This window comes from Streptomyces sp. NPDC059850, assembly GCF_042731515.1.
GTDB lineage: Bacteria > Actinomycetota > Actinomycetes > Streptomycetales > Streptomycetaceae > Streptomyces.
Genome location: NZ_JBHWJI010000033.1, coordinates 56,258 through 70,902 on the forward strand (window position 1 = coordinate 56,258; position 14,645 = coordinate 70,902).

The window sequence follows — 14,645 nt, forward strand, 5'->3', positions numbered from 1 at the left end:
CCCCTGCTTTGTCGCGCCGCCCGTGCGGCGATGATCACAGAGTGTCAGGAGGATCCTCGCGCCTCGCTTACCGCTGAGTACAGGGCAAACCACCGTTTCTTTATCAACACGTCACCTTCACAGCCCGCTCAGCCTTCGATCGCGGCGGCGATGAGGGCCTGAAGCTGCTCGGCGGTGTGATCGAGCGGCTGAACGCTGCGCTTGGCGCGGCACATGGCCACGGTCCCCTCGACGGCCGCGACGACGAGCGTCGCGAGCTGCTCCGCCTGCGCGGGCGCGGCGCCGTGCCCCCGCAGGGAGGCGGCCAGCAGCTGCTCCCAGTCACCGAAGACGGCCGCGGCGGCCGCCAGGGCGGGCGGGATCTCACCGGGCGGAGGCTCCTCGATGGAGACGGCCAGGACCGGGCAACCGGCCCGGAAATCGGTGTCGATGACGATCCCGCGCCACAGGGCGAGGAACGCCCGCAGCCCTGCGGCCGGGCCCGCCTCCAGCTCCTCGCGGAGGATGCGGGCCACGGTCTCGCCCGCGTACCGGACGGCCTCGGTGGCCAACTGCTGCTTGCCCTCGGGGAAGTAGTGGTACGTGGAGCCGAGCGGCGCCCGCGCGTGCTTGGCCATCTCGCGGATGCTCGTGGCGTTCAGGCCGCGCCGACTGATCATGTCGGCGGCACCGGCCACGATCCGCTGCCGGGCCTGCGGGCCGCCGCTCTTGGTCATACTCACTCCACCCTCTGGCCATAACGCTCGTCATAGTCTAGCGTGACCTCGCGTTATAACGACTGTCATAGTTGAGAGCTGAGGAAAGCCATGCCGATGATCCGGCTGACCGTCCCGATCGGTGCGCTCACCGAGGAAGGCCGCGCGGGCATTCAGCGCGATCTCGCCGCGCTGCTGCTGCGCTGGGAGGGCGCGCCCGACACGGCCTTCTTCCGCGCCCAGGCGTGGAGCCATCTGATCGAACTGCCCGAGGGCGCCCAGACCACCGCGGAGGACGACGCTCCGCGCTTCCTCGTGGACGTCACCGTGCCCCAGGGCGCCCTGTCAGAGCGCCGCAAGGCCGGTCTGGTCGAGGACGCGACCCAGGCCGTGCTGACGGCCGCCGGGCTCTCCCCCGACGAGGCGCTGCGGGTGTGGGTGCTGATCCACGAGCAGCCGGACGGCACCTGGGGCGCCGGTGGATCGGTCATCCGGTACGCCGACCTGGTCGCCCTGGCCCGCCAGAGCCGGGAGGGGTCCGCGGATGCGTGAACTGACGTACGTCGGGCGGCACTCCGTCGAGTGGCGCGAGGCGCCCGACCCCCGGCTGGAGTCCGGCCGGGAGGCGATCGTCGCCCCGGTGGCCGCCACCGCCTGCGACGTGGACTCGGCGATCCTCGCCGGGCATGGCTTCTTGGAGCCGCCGTTCCCGCTCGGCCACGAATGCGTGGCCCGCGTCGTGGACGTCGGCGACGCGGTGACCGGCACCGCGCCCGGCGATCTCGTCGTCGTGCCCTGGTCCATCAACTGCGGTGACTGCGACCACTGCCGCGCCGGGCTCACCGCCCACTGCACGTCGGTGCCGCACATGGCGATGTACGGCGCACCGATCGGCGGCAGTTGGGGCGGGCTCTTCTCCGACCTGGTGCGCGTGCCGTACGCGGACGCCATGCTGGTCCCGCTGCCGCCGGGGCTCGACCCCATCGCCATGGCCTCGGCCAGCGACAACTGGTCCCTCGCCCGGCGCCTGGTCGCCCCGCATCTGGCGGCCCGCCCGGGAGCGCGGGTGCTGGTCGTCGCACGGGGCAGCATCGGGCTGTACGTGTGCGACATCGCCCGCGCGCTCGGCGCCTCCGACGTCCTGTACGTCGACCCCGACCCGGAGCACCGGAAGCTCGCGGAAAGCTACGGCGCCCGTACCGCCGAGGCGATCGAGCCGGTCCGGCACGGCTTCGACATCGCCGTCGAGGCCACCGGGCGCGTCGACCAGCTCGCCCTGGCGCTCACCTCGCTGGCCCCCGAGGGCGTCTGCGAGAGCGCGGGCAACCACTTCCGGCCCGGCGAGCTGCCGCTGCTCGACATGTACCTCACCGGTGTCACCCTGCGCGTCGCCCGGGACAACGTCCGCAGCCATCTGCCCGACGCGCTCGAACTCGCCGGTTCCGGGAAGGTCGCGCCCGAGCGCGTCGTCTCCCATGTCCTGGACTGGGAGCAACTGCCCGAGGCGCTGCCGGAGAAGCGGCTCAAGCCGGTGTTCGTACGGGACATCGCCCCGGCATCGGGCTGAGCGACGCCTCGTCCGACGCCTCGTCCAGCATCCGGCGCAGCCGCAGGCCGTCCGTCGCCACCGCGCTGACCAGGGCGGCGGGACCGGCGAGCGGGGTGATGACGGCCGTGTCGCCGAGCAGGCGGGGCGGTACGGGCTCGTGGTCGAACGCCGGGTCGACGACGAGGAGTTGACCGGCCGCCCGGTGCCCGCCGAGCACCGCGCCGCCGTCCCAGCCGGGCGCGCCGGGGCCGTACGACAGCTCCTGGTCCAGCAGCGGGCGCCCCGCGCGGTGCACGGTGAGGCGGCTGGTCAGCCGCCCCGGGGGCTCGCCGGAGCGGCCGAGGATCTGTTCCTCGCGCAGCACCAGGCGGGCGGTGGGGGCGAGTTCGACGGTGGTGGTCATGCGCAGATCGCTGCCGTGGGCGGAGATCAGGGGTTCCGGCAGCCAGTGCAGGGTGGCGCCGTCGGCGACGGTCAGCCGGACCGCGTAGTGGGCGGGCTCGGCGGAGCGGCCGGGCAGCGCGAGCGTGGCGGCCGCCGAGCCGACGCGGAGCCGGGCGCCGGGGCCGATGCTCGCGGTCAGCGCGATGTGGTCGCCGCCGAGCGGGGCGCTCATCGCGCCGACCACGGTGACGCACGCCGCGCCGTCGCCGGTCGCCCGGGTCCGCCGCAGGGCGAGCGGCCCGTCCCCGGCCAGCACGGGCAGCGCGGTGCCGCCGCGGCCGTCCGCGACGGCGACGAGGCGGGCGGCGGCGCGTACGGCGGTGCCGGGCGCGGTGCTCGTACCGGTCACGCCGCCGCCCAGGCGGCCAGCCGCTCCCGGACCCAGTCGGCGATCGGACGGACGCCGTCCGCCGCGACCAGGGAGGTGAAGGCGACGGGCAGTTCGCCGCGCTGCTCCTTGGCGTCGCGCGCCATGCGCTCCAGGTCGGACCCGACGTACGGGGCGAGGTCGGTCTTGTTGACGACGAGGAGGTCGGCCGTCGTCACGCCCGGGCCGCCCTTGCGCGGGATGTCGTCGCCGCCCGCGACGTCGATGACGAACACCTGCGCGTCGACCAGGCCCTTGGAGAAGGTCGCGGTGAGGTTGTCGCCACCGGACTCGACCAGCACGAGGTCGAGCGGGCCGACGCTCTCCTCCAGGTCCTCGACCGCTTCGAGGTTGGCGGAGATGTCGTCACGGATCGCGGTGTGCGGGCAGGCGCCGGTCTCCACGGCGGCGATGCGCTCCGGTGGCAGCACCGCGTTGCGCAGCAGGAACTCGGCGTCCTCGCGGGTGTAGATGTCGTTGGTGACGACGGCGATCGACAACTCGTCGCGCAGCGCCCGGCACAGGGCGGCGACGGTCGCGGTCTTGCCGGAGCCGACCGGTCCGCCGAGCCCGACGCGCAGCGCCCGGCGGGTGCCGTCGGGGCGGCGGGGATCGGCGCCGTGGGTGTGGCGCTGCGGGAAGGTCTCGGGGTGGTCGAGGTGCATGGCGGCTCCGGGGTGGCGTGTCATGAGGCGAAGAGGCGTACGGGCCAGGCGGCGTGCTGCTCGGCGGCGATGTCGAGCAGCGGCGCCGAGGCGGCGGGCAGGACGCCGGGCCCCTCGGTCAGCGCCCGGTGCGCCGCCTCGGCGGCGCGGGCGGAGACCTGGTCGATCTCGGGGGCGAGGCGGGCGAGGACGCCGGTGGCGTCGAACGGGTCGAGGCTGAGCAGCCGTACGCCGGCGGACGCCGGTCCCCCGGCCGACTCGTACGCGGCGGCGTACGCGGCGGCCGTGGGATCGAGCCCGGCGGCGCGCGCGGCCAGCCCCTGGACGACGGGCTGATGGGCGCCGCGCGGCCGGGCGGCGGCGAGGGCGTCCAGCTCGGGCGAGGGCCAGGTGGCGCGCGCGGCCCGCATCAGCTGCCGCCCGAGCCGCCGCGCGGTGGCGCGCAGCGCGGGAGCGGGGGTACGGGCGTCGGCGGCCTCTTCGAGCACGAGCGGATCCACCCCGGCGGCGGCCGCGGCGGCGAGTGCGGCGGCGGTGAGCCCGGCGGTATGCAACCGCCCCCGGCAGAACGCCTCCAGGGAGGCCGGGTCATGGATGCGCCCGGCCTTGACGGCGCCTTCGGCCCCGCCGGAGTGGGCGTGCCCTCCGGCCGGGAAGCGCCCGTCGGCGAGGATGAGCAACGCGGCGACGCCCCCGGCCCCAGGGGACACCCCCTGACGGTGTCCCCCCGCACCCGGGGACCGGCCCTGTGCACCCACCCCCTCGCCGGACGCCAGGGGCGCAGCCCCACCGGACGCCTGCGCCCCGGCCCCAGCCGAAGCTGCGGGCGCAGCCCCGTCGTCGGCGGCCACCGACACGGCCTCCGCCCGAGCCGCAGGCGAACCCGTACCAGGCACCACGGGCACAACCCCGCCCGGCGCCGAGAGCCCAGCCCCACCGGGCGCCGCAGACACAACCCGCCCGGGCGCCGCAGGCCCAGCCCCGCCAGGCGCCGTAGACACAACGCCGCCCGGCCCCGCGAGCCCAGCCCTGCCGGGAGTCACTGACGAGGCCCCGCCCAGCGCCACAGACCCAGCCCCACCGGGCGCAACCGCCACGGCCCCAGCCCGTGCCGCAGGCGAACCCGCGCCAGGCGCAGCGGCCGCGACCTCGCCAGCCCCCGAGAGCGCACCCCCGATGGGGGCCAGCGGGGCGGCCCCAGCCGAAGCCGGGGGCGAGCCCGCGCCAAGGGCTGCGGGCGCAGCCCCGTCGGAGGCGGCCGCCGACGCGGCCCCCGCCCGAGCCGCAGGCGAACCCGCGTCGGGCGCGACGGGCGCCATCCCGCCAGGCGCAGCCTCATCGGGCCCCTCGGGCCCCGCAGGGGCAACCCCGTCCCGCGCCGCTGGCGCAAACCCACCCGGCACCACCGGCGCGGCGCCGCCCGGGGCAGGGGACACAGCCCCGCCGAGGGCCGTCGGCACAACCCCAGCCGGGGCCGCGGGCCTACCCGCACCAGGCATCGCGGGCAGCACCCCGCCAGGCACCGCCGACGCGGCCCCAGCCATGGGCGCGCCCGCACCAAGCGCTGCGGGCGGCGCCCCACCCGGGGGCGATGGCGCGGCCCCGCTGGGAGACATGGCGGCCGCGCCGGGTATCGGCTGGCGCGGGGGCATCGGCATGGTGTCGTCCATGGTCATCGCGGTCAGAAGAGGAAGTACCGCTGGGCCATGGGGAGTTCGGCCGCCGGGGCCGGGTCGACGGGCGTGCCGTCGATGGTCACCGTGAAGGTGTCCGGGTCGACCTCTACCCGCGGCATCGCGTCGTTCTCGCGCATGTCCGCCTTGGTCACCCCGCGCGTCCCGCGGATCGGGACGAACCGCTTCCCGAGGCCGAGCCGGTCCGGCAGGCCGTCGTCCAGGGCGGTCCGCGTGACGAAGTTGAGGGAGTTGGCGGCCGGGGCGCGGCCCATCGCGCCGAACATGGGCCGGGGCAGCACGGGTTGCGGGGTGGGGATGGACGCGTTGGCGTCGCCCATCTGCGCGTACGCGATCTGCCCACCCTTGAGCACCAGGTGCGGCTTGACGCCGAAGAAGGCGGGCTCCCACAGCACCAGGTCGGCCAGTTTCCCGGGCTCCACGGAGCCGATCTCGCCGTCGAGACCCTGCGCCACCGCCGGGTTGATGGTGTATTTGGCGACGTACCGCCGCGCCCGCCGATTGTCCGCGCGCCCGTCCCCCGGCAGGGCGCCCCGGCGCCGCTTCATGACGTGGGCGGTCTGCCAGGTGCGCAGGATGACCTCGCCGATGCGGCCCATGGCCTGGGAGTCGGAGGAGATGATCGAGATGGCGCCGAGGTCGTGCAGGATGTCCTCGGCCGCGATGGTGCCGGGCCGGATGCGGGATTCGGCGAAGGCGAGGTCCTCGGGGACCGCCGGGTTCAGGTGGTGGCAGACCATCAGCATGTCGAGGTGTTCCTCGACCGTGTTGACGGTGTGCGGCCGGGTCGGATTGGTGGAGCTGGGCAGCACGTTCGGCTGGGAGACCACGGTGATGATGTCGGGTGCGTGCCCGCCGCCCGCACCTTCGGTGTGGTACGCGTGGATGGAGCGCCCGGCGATCGCGGCGAGGGTGTCGGCGACGAACCCGGCCTCGTTGAGGGTGTCGGTGTGGATGGCGAGCTGGGCGCCGCTCTCCTCGCAGACGCCGAGGCAGGCGTCGATCGCGGCGGGGGTCGCGCCCCAGTCCTCGTGGATCTTGAACCCGAGGGCCCCACCGCGCAGTTGGGACCACATGCCGTCCCGCGAGACGGTGTTGCCCTTGCCGAGCAGCCCGATGTTGACGGGGTACGCCTCCAGCGCCTCGAACATCCGGGCCAGATGCCAGGGGCCGGGGGTGATGGTGGTCGCCTTGGTGCCCTCGGCGGGCCCTGTGCCGCCGCCGACCAGGGTGGTGATGCCCGAGGACAGCGCCTGGTCGACGAGGGTCGGGGAGATGAAGTGGACGTGGGCGTCGATGGCGCCCGCGGTGAGGATCCTGCCGTTGCCCGCGATGACCTCGGTCTCGGGCCCGATGACGAGATCGGGGTGGACGCCGTCCATGGTGTCGGGGTTCCCGGCCTTGCCGAGCGCGGTGATACGGCCGTCCCGCAGCCCGACGTCGGCCTTGATCACGCCCCAGTGGTCGAGCACCACGGCACCGGTGATCACCGTGTCGGGGGCGCCCTCGGCGCGGGTCGTGCGGGCCTGGCCCATGGACTCGCGGATCACCTTGCCGCCGCCGAAGACCGCCTCGTCGCCGGAGCGGCCGGGACCGCCGCAGCGGTCCTCCTCGATCTCGACCACGAGGTCGGTGTCGGCGAGCCGTATACGATCTCCGGCGGTCGGTCCGAACAGGTCCGCGTATGTGGCGCGGCTCAGCTCCGTCACAGCGCGCCTCCGCTCTCGCCGCGCAGCCCGGGGACGACTCGCGCGCCCGCCAGCGGCACCAGCTCCACCTCGACGGGGAGGCCCGGTTCGAAGCGCACGGCGGTGCCCGCCGCGATGTGCAGCCGGTGGCCGCGGGCCGCGCCGCGGTCGAACGTAAGGCCCGGGTTGGCCTCGGCGAAGTGGTAGTGGGAGCCGACCTGGACCGGCCGGTCGGCCGCGTTGAGCACGGTGAGCCGGATGACCGGCCGCCCCTCGTTGAGCCGTACCGGCTCGTCCGCGTAAAGGATCTCTCCGGGGATCATGGAACGCCGTCTCCCGTCAGACGATCGGCTGGTGGACGGTGACGAGCTTGGTGCCGTCCGGGAAGGTGGCCTCGACCTGGACGTCGTGGATCATCTCGGGGACGCCCTCCATGACCTCGTCCCGGGTGACCACCTTGCGGCCGGAGGCCATCAGTTCGGCGACGGTACGGCCGTCCCGGGCGCCCTCCAGGATGTGCACGGTGATTAGCGCGATGGCTTCGGGGTGGTTGAGCGACACGCCCCGTGCCCGACGCTTTTCAGCCACGTCGGCGGCCACATGGATGAGCAGCCGTTCCTGCTCGTGCGGCGTCAAGTGCACGTTTCTCCACCTCATCCTCGCCCTCGGTGTCCGCAGGCTAGTTCCGTGGCGTTTCGGTGGCGTTAACGGATATGCGGCGGTCCCGGCGGATGACCCTTGACGATCGTGCGGCCCACCCATGATCCTCATGTGCGCATCACATGATCCATCAGCTTCGCTCCAACCCCCCACACTCATGGAGCCCATCTGTGAACCGAATAGTGCTGATCCGCCGCGGCGCGCTCGCGGCCGGAACCTGTGCCGCCGTCGCCGCCGCCCTGCTGGGCGGCGCACCGGGAGCCGGGGCGGCCGCCTCGCCCCGGGCCGCCGCACCGGACATCGACGTGGCGGCCGTCAAGGCCGACCTCGGCAAGCTGCAGTCGATCGCCGACGAGAACGGCGGCAACCGCGCCCACGGTCAGCCCGGCTACCGGGCGTCCCTGGACTACATCAAGGGCAAGCTGGACGCGGCGGGATTCAAAACTGGCGTCCAGGAGTTCACCTCGGGCGGCGCCAAGGGCTACAACCTCGTCGCCGACTGGCCGGGCGGCAGCGCCGACCAGGTGCTCATGGCCGGATCGCATCTCGACTCGGTCGAGGCGGGCCCCGGCATCAACGACAACGGATCGGGCTCCGCCGCGATCCTGGAGGTCGCGCTCGCCGTGGCCAAGGCCGACCTCAAGCCCACCAAGCATCTGCGGTTCGCCTGGTGGGGCGACGAGGAGGACGGCATGGTCGGCTCCACGCACTACGTGGACAGCCTGAAGTCGGACGAGAAGTCGAAGATCGACTCGTATCTGAACTTCGACATGCTCGGCTCCCCCAACCCCGGGTACTTCGTCTACGACGACGACCCGGAGCTGGAGAAGGTCTTCAAGGACTGGTACGCGGCCAAGGACATCGCGACCGAGAAGGAGACCGAGGGCGACGGCCGCTCGGACCACGCCCCGTTCAAGGACGCCGGGGTGCGGGTCGGCGGGCTGTTCACCGGCGCCGAGACCGCCAAGACCCAGGCGCAGGCGGACCAGTGGGGCGGCGAGGCGGGCGAGCCGTTCGACCCGTGCTACCACTCCGCGTGCGACAAGACGTCCAACGTCGACGACACCGCGCTGGACCGCAACAGCGACGCCATCGCCCACGCGGTCTGGCAGCTCAGCTCCTAAGCCCTCTCAAGGACCCGCATCATTCGCGGCCCGGACGCCGATCCCCGGCGTCCGGGCCGCGGTGTTCTGCCGCGATACCGAAGCGCCGCCGTTCGCCGGGAGCGGACGAGGTCGGGCGCATCGCCGACACCGTACTGATCACCTGCTCCTCCGCCTCCGCCTCGATCGCGTCGAGTCGTTGCAGGTCAGCCGAGGACATGAGGGCGACCAGCGGCTTTCCATGCCGGGTGAGGACCACCCGCTCACCGCCGTAGACCACGCGGTTGATCAGCTCCGCCAGCTCCGCCCGGGCTTGCGTCACCGGAATCTCGTACGCCATGCTCCCCATCGTACTGGACGTACATCCTGTACATTTTTCACAGAGCCGAGTCCCCAGAGGTGACCGCGATGGAACGACCTGCCGCGCGCTATGTCCTGCCCGAGTTCACGGAGCGCACCAGCACCGGCGTGCGCACCATGGACCCCTATTCCAAGCTGCTCTCCGAGCGCATCGTCTTCCTCGGCACGCCCATCGACGACACGGCCGCCAACGATGTGATCGCGCAGCTCATCCACCTCGAACACGCCGGGCCCGACCAGGACGTCTCGCTCTACATCAACTCCCCGGGCGGCTCGTTCGGCGCGATGACGGCGATCTACGACACGATGCGCTTCGTCACCTGCGACATCGAGACCACCTGCCTGGGCCAGGCCGCGTCGGCGGCCGCCGTGCTGCTCGCCGCCGGGGCGCCGGGCAAGCGGCTGGCACTGCCGGGCGCGCGGGTGCTCATCCACCAGGCCGCGTTCAGCGAGCCCGTCGAGGGCACCACCTCGGACCTGGAGATCCAGGCCGCTGAGCTGCTGCGGACCCAGGCGCTGCTGGAGGAGATGCTGGTGCGGCACACCGGCCAGAGCGCCGAGCGGATCCGCGCGGACATCGACCGCGACCGGATCTTCGACGCCCCGGCAGCGGTGGCGTACGGCCTGGTGGACGCGGTTACCGAGAGCCGTAAGTGTCCGGGTTCGCTGCCCGGGGAGAGGTGAGCGCGCCGATGCTTCCGCCGGAACTGCCCCCGCTGCCCGCGCTGACCCGGGCCGAGGGAGACCTCGTGGACGGCTATCTGGAGGCGGTCGATCTGCTCGGCCGGATCAATCCCGCCCGTGGCCATGACACCTACAGCGGGCTGCGCGCAGCCCAGGCGCTGGTCGGGAAGGCCATCGCGCTGCGGGACGCGCTGGCGAGGATGCACGACCGGGGCGAGAGCGAGCTGCACACGGCGACGCTGGCCCGGGCGCTGCGGGTGCTGGACGGGGAGCGGCGCGCCGAGCGGGTGACGCTGCCGACCGTCTCACCGCGCTGAGCCCGACGCCGAGCCCGGTCGATCCTGCCACCGACCGCCCCGCGCGGCTGGGCCCGGGGCCGCGCGGCGTCGCCCGAACGGCGCAGTCCGGATCCCGGCCCGCCGCCGCCCCCGGCTTGCGGCCGCCGTCGCCGATACCGCCGTCGCCGCAGGCCGGAGCCCGGGCCACGGCCCGCCCCTGTCACCCGAACGGCGGAGCCGTGACCACCCTCACACCCCGCCCGCTCGGCTCGGAACCGGCGGCCTCGACGGGCGACCATCCCTGGGAACGACCGAAACCCGGTCACCGAAGGGTGGTGTGCGAGATGACCGCGCACATACGGATCCCCAGAATGGTCTCCCGGGCCGGTGCCGTCTCGGCCCTCACCGCCGCCGCCGTCGGCAGCACCGTGACGGTGCCCGCGCTGCCACAGCAGGCCGACGCGGCGACCGTGGCGGTCAAGGCGCTGCGGATCGCGGCGTCGAAGAAGGGCGCGCCCTATGTGTACGGCGCGGCGGGGCCCCACCGCTTCGACTGCTCGGGGCTCACCCAGTACGCGTACAAGCGGGCCGGGAAGCGGCTGCCGCGCACCGCCGCCGCCCAGTACAACCGCACCCGCCACGTCAAGGCCTCCGCCCGCAAGGGCGGTGACCTGGTGTTCTTCCATTCCGGCGGCAGCGTGTACCACGTGGGCCTCTACGCGGGCAGCGGCCGGATCTGGCACGCGCCGAAGGCGGGCACGGTGGTGCGGCTGGAGCGGATCTGGACCACGAAGATCAGTTACGGCCATGTGCGCTGAGCGGGCCGAGTGTCAGTGCCCGGCGGTAGGTTGACGGCGGATCAGGGCAATCGCCCCTGGTCCCCCGTCACCACCGGAGGAACCGCATGGCGTATCTGGGCGCGCGGACCGTGGACGACCAGCGCACGGAGGACGGGATGGGGTGGGTCGTGATGGCCGATCCCGAGGGCAACGAGTTCTGTGTGGAGCGCGGCGCGGTCGAGCGCGGTCTGGTGTGAGCGTCCCCGTGAGGCGCTAGCGTGGGCGAGGGGCCGCTTGGTTCGGGGAGATCCGGCGGCGGGAGGGGGAGCTACGTTGAGCGATCAGTTCCAGGCGGACCGGACCTACGACCAGGTGTATCTGGTCTTCGTCGACACCTCCGGCTATTCGACGATCGTCCGCTCGAATCCCAGGGACCGGGCAGCGCACGGCTTCGACCTGCTGCGGGAGCGGATGCGGGCGCGGATCGGCCAGGTCTCCGCGCGGCACCGCTGTGCCCGCAGCGATTTGTGGAACTGGCGCGGGGACGGCGGGTTCTTCGCGATCCACGACGACAGCGAGAGCGTCGCGCGGGATGTCGCGCTGGAGGCGGCCCGGGCGTTCCTCACCCTCGATCTGCGGCATCTGCGGGACGAGTTCGCGCAGGCGGGGGTGGACGGCGAGCTGCATGTGCGGATGGCGGTGCACAAGGGGGCGATCCGGCACACCGGCGAGGGCCGGACCGGCACCATCCACTCCCCCGACATCAATCTGGCCGCGCATCTGGAGAAGGCGACGCCGCCGGACTGTCTGGCGGTCTCTGAGGACGTGTACCGCACCGCGGGCCGGTATGCGGAGCTGTTCGCGCACGTCGGCAGCCATGAGGGCAAGGACGTCTATCTGATGGCGGGCGACGGCGGCCCGGCCGAGGCGGCCAAGGCGTGGCTGGCGGGCCAGGGGCTGGCGGGCGGCACGCCCGTGCGCGCCTATCCCGAGCGGCCCAGCTCGCCGGAGAAGGCGCGGCTTCTGGACGCGGCGTCGGCGGAGGTGCTCGACATGGGCACCGCGCTGCGCACCTCGTCGTCCCGGCTGGTCACCACGGAGCGCCCGGCCCGCTACCGCGACGCGGTGCTGGGTCTGCTGCGCCGGGGCGGGGTGTACCGCTGCTATCTGCTGGATCCGTCCTCGGACGCGGCGGCGACCCTGTCGCGGCAGTACCAGGAGGACATGACCCGGAAGATCAAGGATTCGCTGGAGCGGTTCGGCCGGTTCAAGGAGCGGTACGGGGCGGCGGCGGACGGTTTGCGGGTCTACCAGACGGACGAGTTCCCCGGCTTCTCGGCGCTGGCCGTCGATCCGCGCCAGCCGAACGGGCTGATCCTCTACTCCTCGTATCTGATGGGCACGAGCCCGTACGGGGTGATCGAGCGCGGCGATATGCCGCACTATCTGATCAGCCCGGACGCGGGCCGTACGTACGCGCGCATCCTGGAGCTGACCGAGGCGCGGACGGCTACGGGGCAGGTGGAGCGCGTAGTGTGACCGGTTCCGGTAACCCAGATAAGTATGAAGAACGACGCCCCGAGAACCGTCCGTCGCGAGACCGCGCTGGAGCGTGACGACCGGAACTTCGCCGAGCTGCTGCAGGAGCTGCGGGTCACCCAGACGGGTGTACAGATCTTGTTCGCCTTCCTGCTGACCCTGGCCTTCACCGACCGCTTCGCATCGCTGGACGCGGTGCAGCGCGGCACCTACGTCTCCACGCTGCTGCTCGCGGTCGTGGCGGCAGCCCTGTTCACGGCCCCGGCGGCGCTGCACCGGGCGCTGTTCCGGAGGGGCGCCAAGCGTCGGGTGGTGGACGTCTCGGGGAAGCTGGCCACGGCCGGTCTGTGCGTGCTGACGATGGCGTTCACCGGGGCGGTACTGCTGGTGGTGGACGTGGTGCTGGGGCGCGCCGCGGGCATCGCGGCGGCGTCGGGCACGTTCGCGGTGTGCTGCGGGCTGTGGGGCGTCCTCCCACGGTGGATCCGCCACAAGGTGGGCCGCGCCGCCCCGGCCGCACCGAGCCCGCCGCGCACACCGCACGACGGAAGGGCCTAGCGCACCGGCACGGTCCACGGCAGGGCGATCCATACGGTCTTGCCCCCGTCCGGCGTCGGGGTCACGAACACCTCGCCGCCCGATTCTGCGGCCAGCGCGGCGATGATGACCAGGCCCCGTCCGTTGTCCTGATGGGCGGCGGCGGTCAGCCGCCGGGGGCGGCGCGGGTGGCTGTCGGTGACACCGATCTCCAGCCGCCCCTCGTGGTCGAGCCTTATGTCCACGGTGAAGGTGGGCGACTGGCCCAGGGTGTGCTGTACCGCGTTGGTGGCGAGCTCGGAGACGATGAGCCGCACGGTGTCCGCGGCCTCCTCGCCTTCCCCGAGTCCCCATTCGGCCAGCACGTTCGCCACGTGGGCGCGGGCCGCGGGGACCGAGGCGGGCGCGCTCGGCAGAGTGACGGATGCTTCCTGATGGTCTGCCATGACGGTCTGTCCCTTTCCCGCCAGGGCACGGCTGCGGACGCGTTCGGATGGCGCCGGCGCAGCCTTGGGGTCCGGGTGGGCGGCCCCGGCGGCTCCGACCGTCAGACTGCCACCGATGCCCTCCGTGACGGGGGCGATCCACCGAGTTATGCATATATCTGTCGCCCGAAGCGGTGAACTCTGCTACGGAAGACCGGATTTGCCGGGCAGACTGGGCCACGGTCACGACACGGCATGACAGGGCGGGACAGCGGACGGCAAGCGGGAGGGAATTCGGATGCGGTACGGCCCGGCGGTACGCCGCCGCAAGCTCGGCGCGGAACTGCGCCGCCAGCGCGATCTGGCGGGACTCACCAGCGGCGAGGCCGCGCGGCGGCTGGACTGGCACCAGTCGAAGGTGAGCCGGATCGAGACCGGGCGCAGCGGGGCGAAGCCCGGCGACGTGGCACGGCTGCTGGAGGTGTACGGGGTCACCGACCCGCAGCTGCGGGCCCTGCTGGAGGCGCTGTGCGGCGGCGGCCCCTCGGATCCGGAGGGGTCGCGGCGCGGCTGGTGGTACGCGTACCGCGATCTGCTGCCGCCCGCCTACCGGGACTTCATCAGCCTGGAGGCGGAGGCGTCGGAGGCGTACACGCTGGAGACCACGGTGGTGCCGGGGCTGCTGCAGACCGCGGACTACGCGCGGACGGTGACCCGGGCGGCGCTGCCGGACCTGCCGGAGGACCAGCTGAACACGCTGGTCGAGGTGCGGATCGCACGCCAGTCCGTGCTGCGCGAGGGGCGCCGTCCGCTGCGGCTGCACGCGGTGCTCGACGAGGCGGTGTTACGGCGCGGAGTGGGCGACGCGGAGGTGATGAGGGCTCAGCTGCGGCAACTGGCGGAGCTGGCCGCGTTACCCCAGGTGCGCTTGCAGGTACTGCCGTTCTCCGCGGGAATGCCCATCGGTATTACAGGTCCTTTCATTATCTTCTCTTTTCCGCACATTACTGACCTTGACGTGGTAGTTCTCGACCATTTGACGAGTAGCCTCTATCTGGAGCGGAAAGAAGACCTCCGGGCGTACAGCAGCGCATTCGATGTGTTGCGGACCAACGCCCTGACACCAGAGGATTCCTTGTCCTTCATCAGAGAAATCGGGGGCGGCGCCTGAGGGGGCA

Annotated in this window: 18 protein-coding genes and 1 pseudogene; 10 read left to right on the plus strand and 9 right to left on the minus strand. The window is 72.9% G+C overall.

Going from position 1 to position 14,645, the window contains the following annotated elements; genetic code table 11:
* Positions 1–128 precede the first annotated feature (128 nt).
* Positions 129–716, minus strand: coding sequence for a TetR/AcrR family transcriptional regulator (locus tag ACFV9T_RS25505; RefSeq protein WP_385444214.1), 588 nt, complete (start codon positions 714–716; stop codon positions 129–131).
* A gap of 90 nt (positions 717–806) precedes the next feature.
* On the opposite strand from ACFV9T_RS25505, the gene ACFV9T_RS25510 reads away from it, so the two are divergent.
* Positions 807–1,247, plus strand: coding sequence for a 4-oxalocrotonate tautomerase family protein (locus ACFV9T_RS25510; protein ID WP_385444216.1), 441 nt, complete (start codon positions 807–809; stop codon positions 1,245–1,247).
* Positions 1,240–2,262 carry a zinc-binding dehydrogenase gene (locus ACFV9T_RS25515; RefSeq protein ID WP_385444218.1) on the plus strand — a complete coding sequence of 341 codons (1,023 nt, stop codon included), beginning with the start codon at positions 1,240–1,242 and terminating at the stop codon, positions 2,260–2,262. The genes ACFV9T_RS25510 and ACFV9T_RS25515 overlap by 8 nt, the downstream gene beginning before the upstream one ends.
* Here the strand turns inward: ACFV9T_RS25515 and ACFV9T_RS25520 are convergent.
* The 6 genes from ACFV9T_RS25520 to ACFV9T_RS25545 form a co-directional block, all read right to left on the minus strand.
* Positions 2,219–3,037, minus strand: a complete 819-nt coding sequence (locus ACFV9T_RS25520) for an urease accessory protein UreD (protein ID WP_385444220.1) — start codon at positions 3,035–3,037, stop codon at positions 2,219–2,221. The two genes, ACFV9T_RS25515 and ACFV9T_RS25520, sit on opposite strands and share 44 nt — an antisense overlap.
* Positions 3,034–3,720: an urease accessory protein UreG gene (gene ureG, locus ACFV9T_RS25525; RefSeq protein WP_385444317.1), complete on the minus strand. Its 687-nt coding sequence runs from the start codon at positions 3,718–3,720 to the stop codon at positions 3,034–3,036. Before ureG ends, ACFV9T_RS25520 begins: the two co-directional genes overlap by 4 nt.
* A gap of 20 nt (positions 3,721–3,740) precedes the next feature.
* Entirely contained in the window at positions 3,741–4,430 is a 690-nt protein-coding gene (locus ACFV9T_RS25530) for an urease accessory protein UreF (RefSeq protein WP_385444222.1), read from the minus strand.
* A 971-nt stretch (positions 4,431–5,401) separates the two neighbouring features.
* A complete protein-coding gene (locus tag ACFV9T_RS25535; RefSeq protein ID WP_385444224.1) occupies positions 5,402–7,123 on the minus strand; it encodes an urease subunit alpha in 1,722 nt (573 codons plus the stop codon).
* Positions 7,120–7,425 carry an urease subunit beta gene (locus ACFV9T_RS25540; protein WP_385444226.1) on the minus strand — a complete coding sequence of 102 codons (306 nt, stop codon included), beginning with the start codon at positions 7,423–7,425 and terminating at the stop codon, positions 7,120–7,122. Before ACFV9T_RS25540 ends, ACFV9T_RS25535 begins: the two co-directional genes overlap by 4 nt.
* Before the next feature lie 16 nt (positions 7,426–7,441).
* Positions 7,442–7,744, minus strand: coding sequence for an urease subunit gamma (locus ACFV9T_RS25545; RefSeq protein WP_385444228.1), 303 nt, complete (start codon positions 7,742–7,744; stop codon positions 7,442–7,444).
* Between the two features lie 188 nt (positions 7,745–7,932).
* Between ACFV9T_RS25545 and ACFV9T_RS25550 the strand changes: the two genes are divergently transcribed.
* On the plus strand, positions 7,933–8,886 hold the full coding sequence (locus ACFV9T_RS25550; RefSeq protein WP_385444230.1) for a M28 family metallopeptidase: 954 nt from the start codon (positions 7,933–7,935) through the stop codon (positions 8,884–8,886).
* 19 nt (positions 8,887–8,905) lie between these two features.
* On the opposite strand, the gene ACFV9T_RS25555 is transcribed toward ACFV9T_RS25550, so the two are convergent.
* On the minus strand, positions 8,906–9,205 hold the full coding sequence (locus ACFV9T_RS25555) for a type II toxin-antitoxin system Phd/YefM family antitoxin (RefSeq protein ID WP_385444232.1): 300 nt from the start codon (positions 9,203–9,205) through the stop codon (positions 8,906–8,908).
* 68 nt (positions 9,206–9,273) lie between these two features.
* Between ACFV9T_RS25555 and ACFV9T_RS25560 the strand changes: the two genes are divergently transcribed.
* The 6 genes and pseudogenes from ACFV9T_RS25560 to ACFV9T_RS25585 all read left to right on the plus strand — a co-directional run bounded on the left by ACFV9T_RS25560 (position 9,274) and on the right by ACFV9T_RS25585 (position 13,063).
* On the plus strand, positions 9,274–9,909 hold the full coding sequence (locus ACFV9T_RS25560; RefSeq protein ID WP_385444234.1) for an ATP-dependent Clp protease proteolytic subunit: 636 nt from the start codon (positions 9,274–9,276) through the stop codon (positions 9,907–9,909).
* An 8-nt stretch (positions 9,910–9,917) separates the two neighbouring features.
* Positions 9,918–10,226: a hypothetical protein gene (locus ACFV9T_RS25565; protein ID WP_385444236.1), complete on the plus strand. Its 309-nt coding sequence runs from the start codon at positions 9,918–9,920 to the stop codon at positions 10,224–10,226.
* A gap of 305 nt (positions 10,227–10,531) precedes the next feature.
* Positions 10,532–11,005, plus strand: coding sequence for a C40 family peptidase (locus tag ACFV9T_RS25570; protein WP_385444238.1), 474 nt, complete (start codon positions 10,532–10,534; stop codon positions 11,003–11,005).
* Positions 11,006–11,094: 89 nt separating this feature from the next.
* Positions 11,095–11,223, plus strand: a pseudogene (locus ACFV9T_RS25575) (VOC family protein); the annotation flags it as partial.
* 76 nt (positions 11,224–11,299) lie between these two features.
* Positions 11,300–12,505, plus strand: coding sequence for a hypothetical protein (locus ACFV9T_RS25580; protein ID WP_385444240.1), 1,206 nt, complete (start codon positions 11,300–11,302; stop codon positions 12,503–12,505).
* A gap of 24 nt (positions 12,506–12,529) precedes the next feature.
* The gene (locus ACFV9T_RS25585) at positions 12,530–13,063 is read left to right on the plus strand and encodes a DUF6328 family protein (RefSeq protein ID WP_385444242.1); all 534 of its coding nucleotides are present in this window, start codon (positions 12,530–12,532) and stop codon (positions 13,061–13,063) included.
* Here ACFV9T_RS25585 and ACFV9T_RS25590 read toward each other — a convergent pair.
* Complete coding sequence (locus ACFV9T_RS25590) at positions 13,060–13,488, minus strand: ATP-binding protein (RefSeq protein WP_385444244.1); 429 nt, start codon at positions 13,486–13,488, stop codon at positions 13,060–13,062. The two genes, ACFV9T_RS25585 and ACFV9T_RS25590, sit on opposite strands and share 4 nt — an antisense overlap.
* 277 nt (positions 13,489–13,765) lie before the next feature.
* Between ACFV9T_RS25590 and ACFV9T_RS25595 the strand changes: the two genes are divergently transcribed.
* Positions 13,766–14,638 (plus strand): helix-turn-helix domain-containing protein, encoded by an 873-nt coding sequence (locus ACFV9T_RS25595; RefSeq protein ID WP_385444246.1) that lies wholly within the window; start codon positions 13,766–13,768, stop codon positions 14,636–14,638.
* Positions 14,639–14,645: the final 7 nt, after the last annotated feature.

Excerpts from the sequence above, each read along its gene's own strand:
- ACFV9T_RS25585 (WP_385444242.1), top strand. The coding sequence starts at position 12,530 with ATGAAGAACGACGCCCCGAGAACCGTCCGTCGCGAGACCGCGCTGGAG.
- ACFV9T_RS25505 (WP_385444214.1), bottom strand. The coding sequence starts at position 716 with ATGACCAAGAGCGGCGGCCCGCAGGCCCGGCAGCGGATCGTGGCCGGT.
- ACFV9T_RS25565 (WP_385444236.1), top strand. The coding sequence starts at position 9,918 with ATGCTTCCGCCGGAACTGCCCCCGCTGCCCGCGCTGACCCGGGCCGAG.
- ACFV9T_RS25570 (WP_385444238.1), top strand. The coding sequence starts at position 10,532 with ATGACCGCGCACATACGGATCCCCAGAATGGTCTCCCGGGCCGGTGCC.
- ACFV9T_RS25595 (WP_385444246.1), top strand. The coding sequence starts at position 13,766 with ATGCGGTACGGCCCGGCGGTACGCCGCCGCAAGCTCGGCGCGGAACTG.
- ureG (WP_385444317.1), bottom strand. The coding sequence starts at position 3,720 with ATGCACCTCGACCACCCCGAGACCTTCCCGCAGCGCCACACCCACGGC.
- ACFV9T_RS25555 (WP_385444232.1), bottom strand. The coding sequence starts at position 9,205 with ATGGCGTACGAGATTCCGGTGACGCAAGCCCGGGCGGAGCTGGCGGAG.
- ACFV9T_RS25515 (WP_385444218.1), top strand. The coding sequence starts at position 1,240 with ATGCGTGAACTGACGTACGTCGGGCGGCACTCCGTCGAGTGGCGCGAG.
- ACFV9T_RS25540 (WP_385444226.1), bottom strand. The coding sequence starts at position 7,425 with ATGATCCCCGGAGAGATCCTTTACGCGGACGAGCCGGTACGGCTCAAC.
- ACFV9T_RS25510 (WP_385444216.1), top strand. The coding sequence starts at position 807 with ATGCCGATGATCCGGCTGACCGTCCCGATCGGTGCGCTCACCGAGGAA.
- ACFV9T_RS25560 (WP_385444234.1), top strand. The coding sequence starts at position 9,274 with ATGGAACGACCTGCCGCGCGCTATGTCCTGCCCGAGTTCACGGAGCGC.
- ACFV9T_RS25590 (WP_385444244.1), bottom strand. The coding sequence starts at position 13,488 with ATGGCAGACCATCAGGAAGCATCCGTCACTCTGCCGAGCGCGCCCGCC.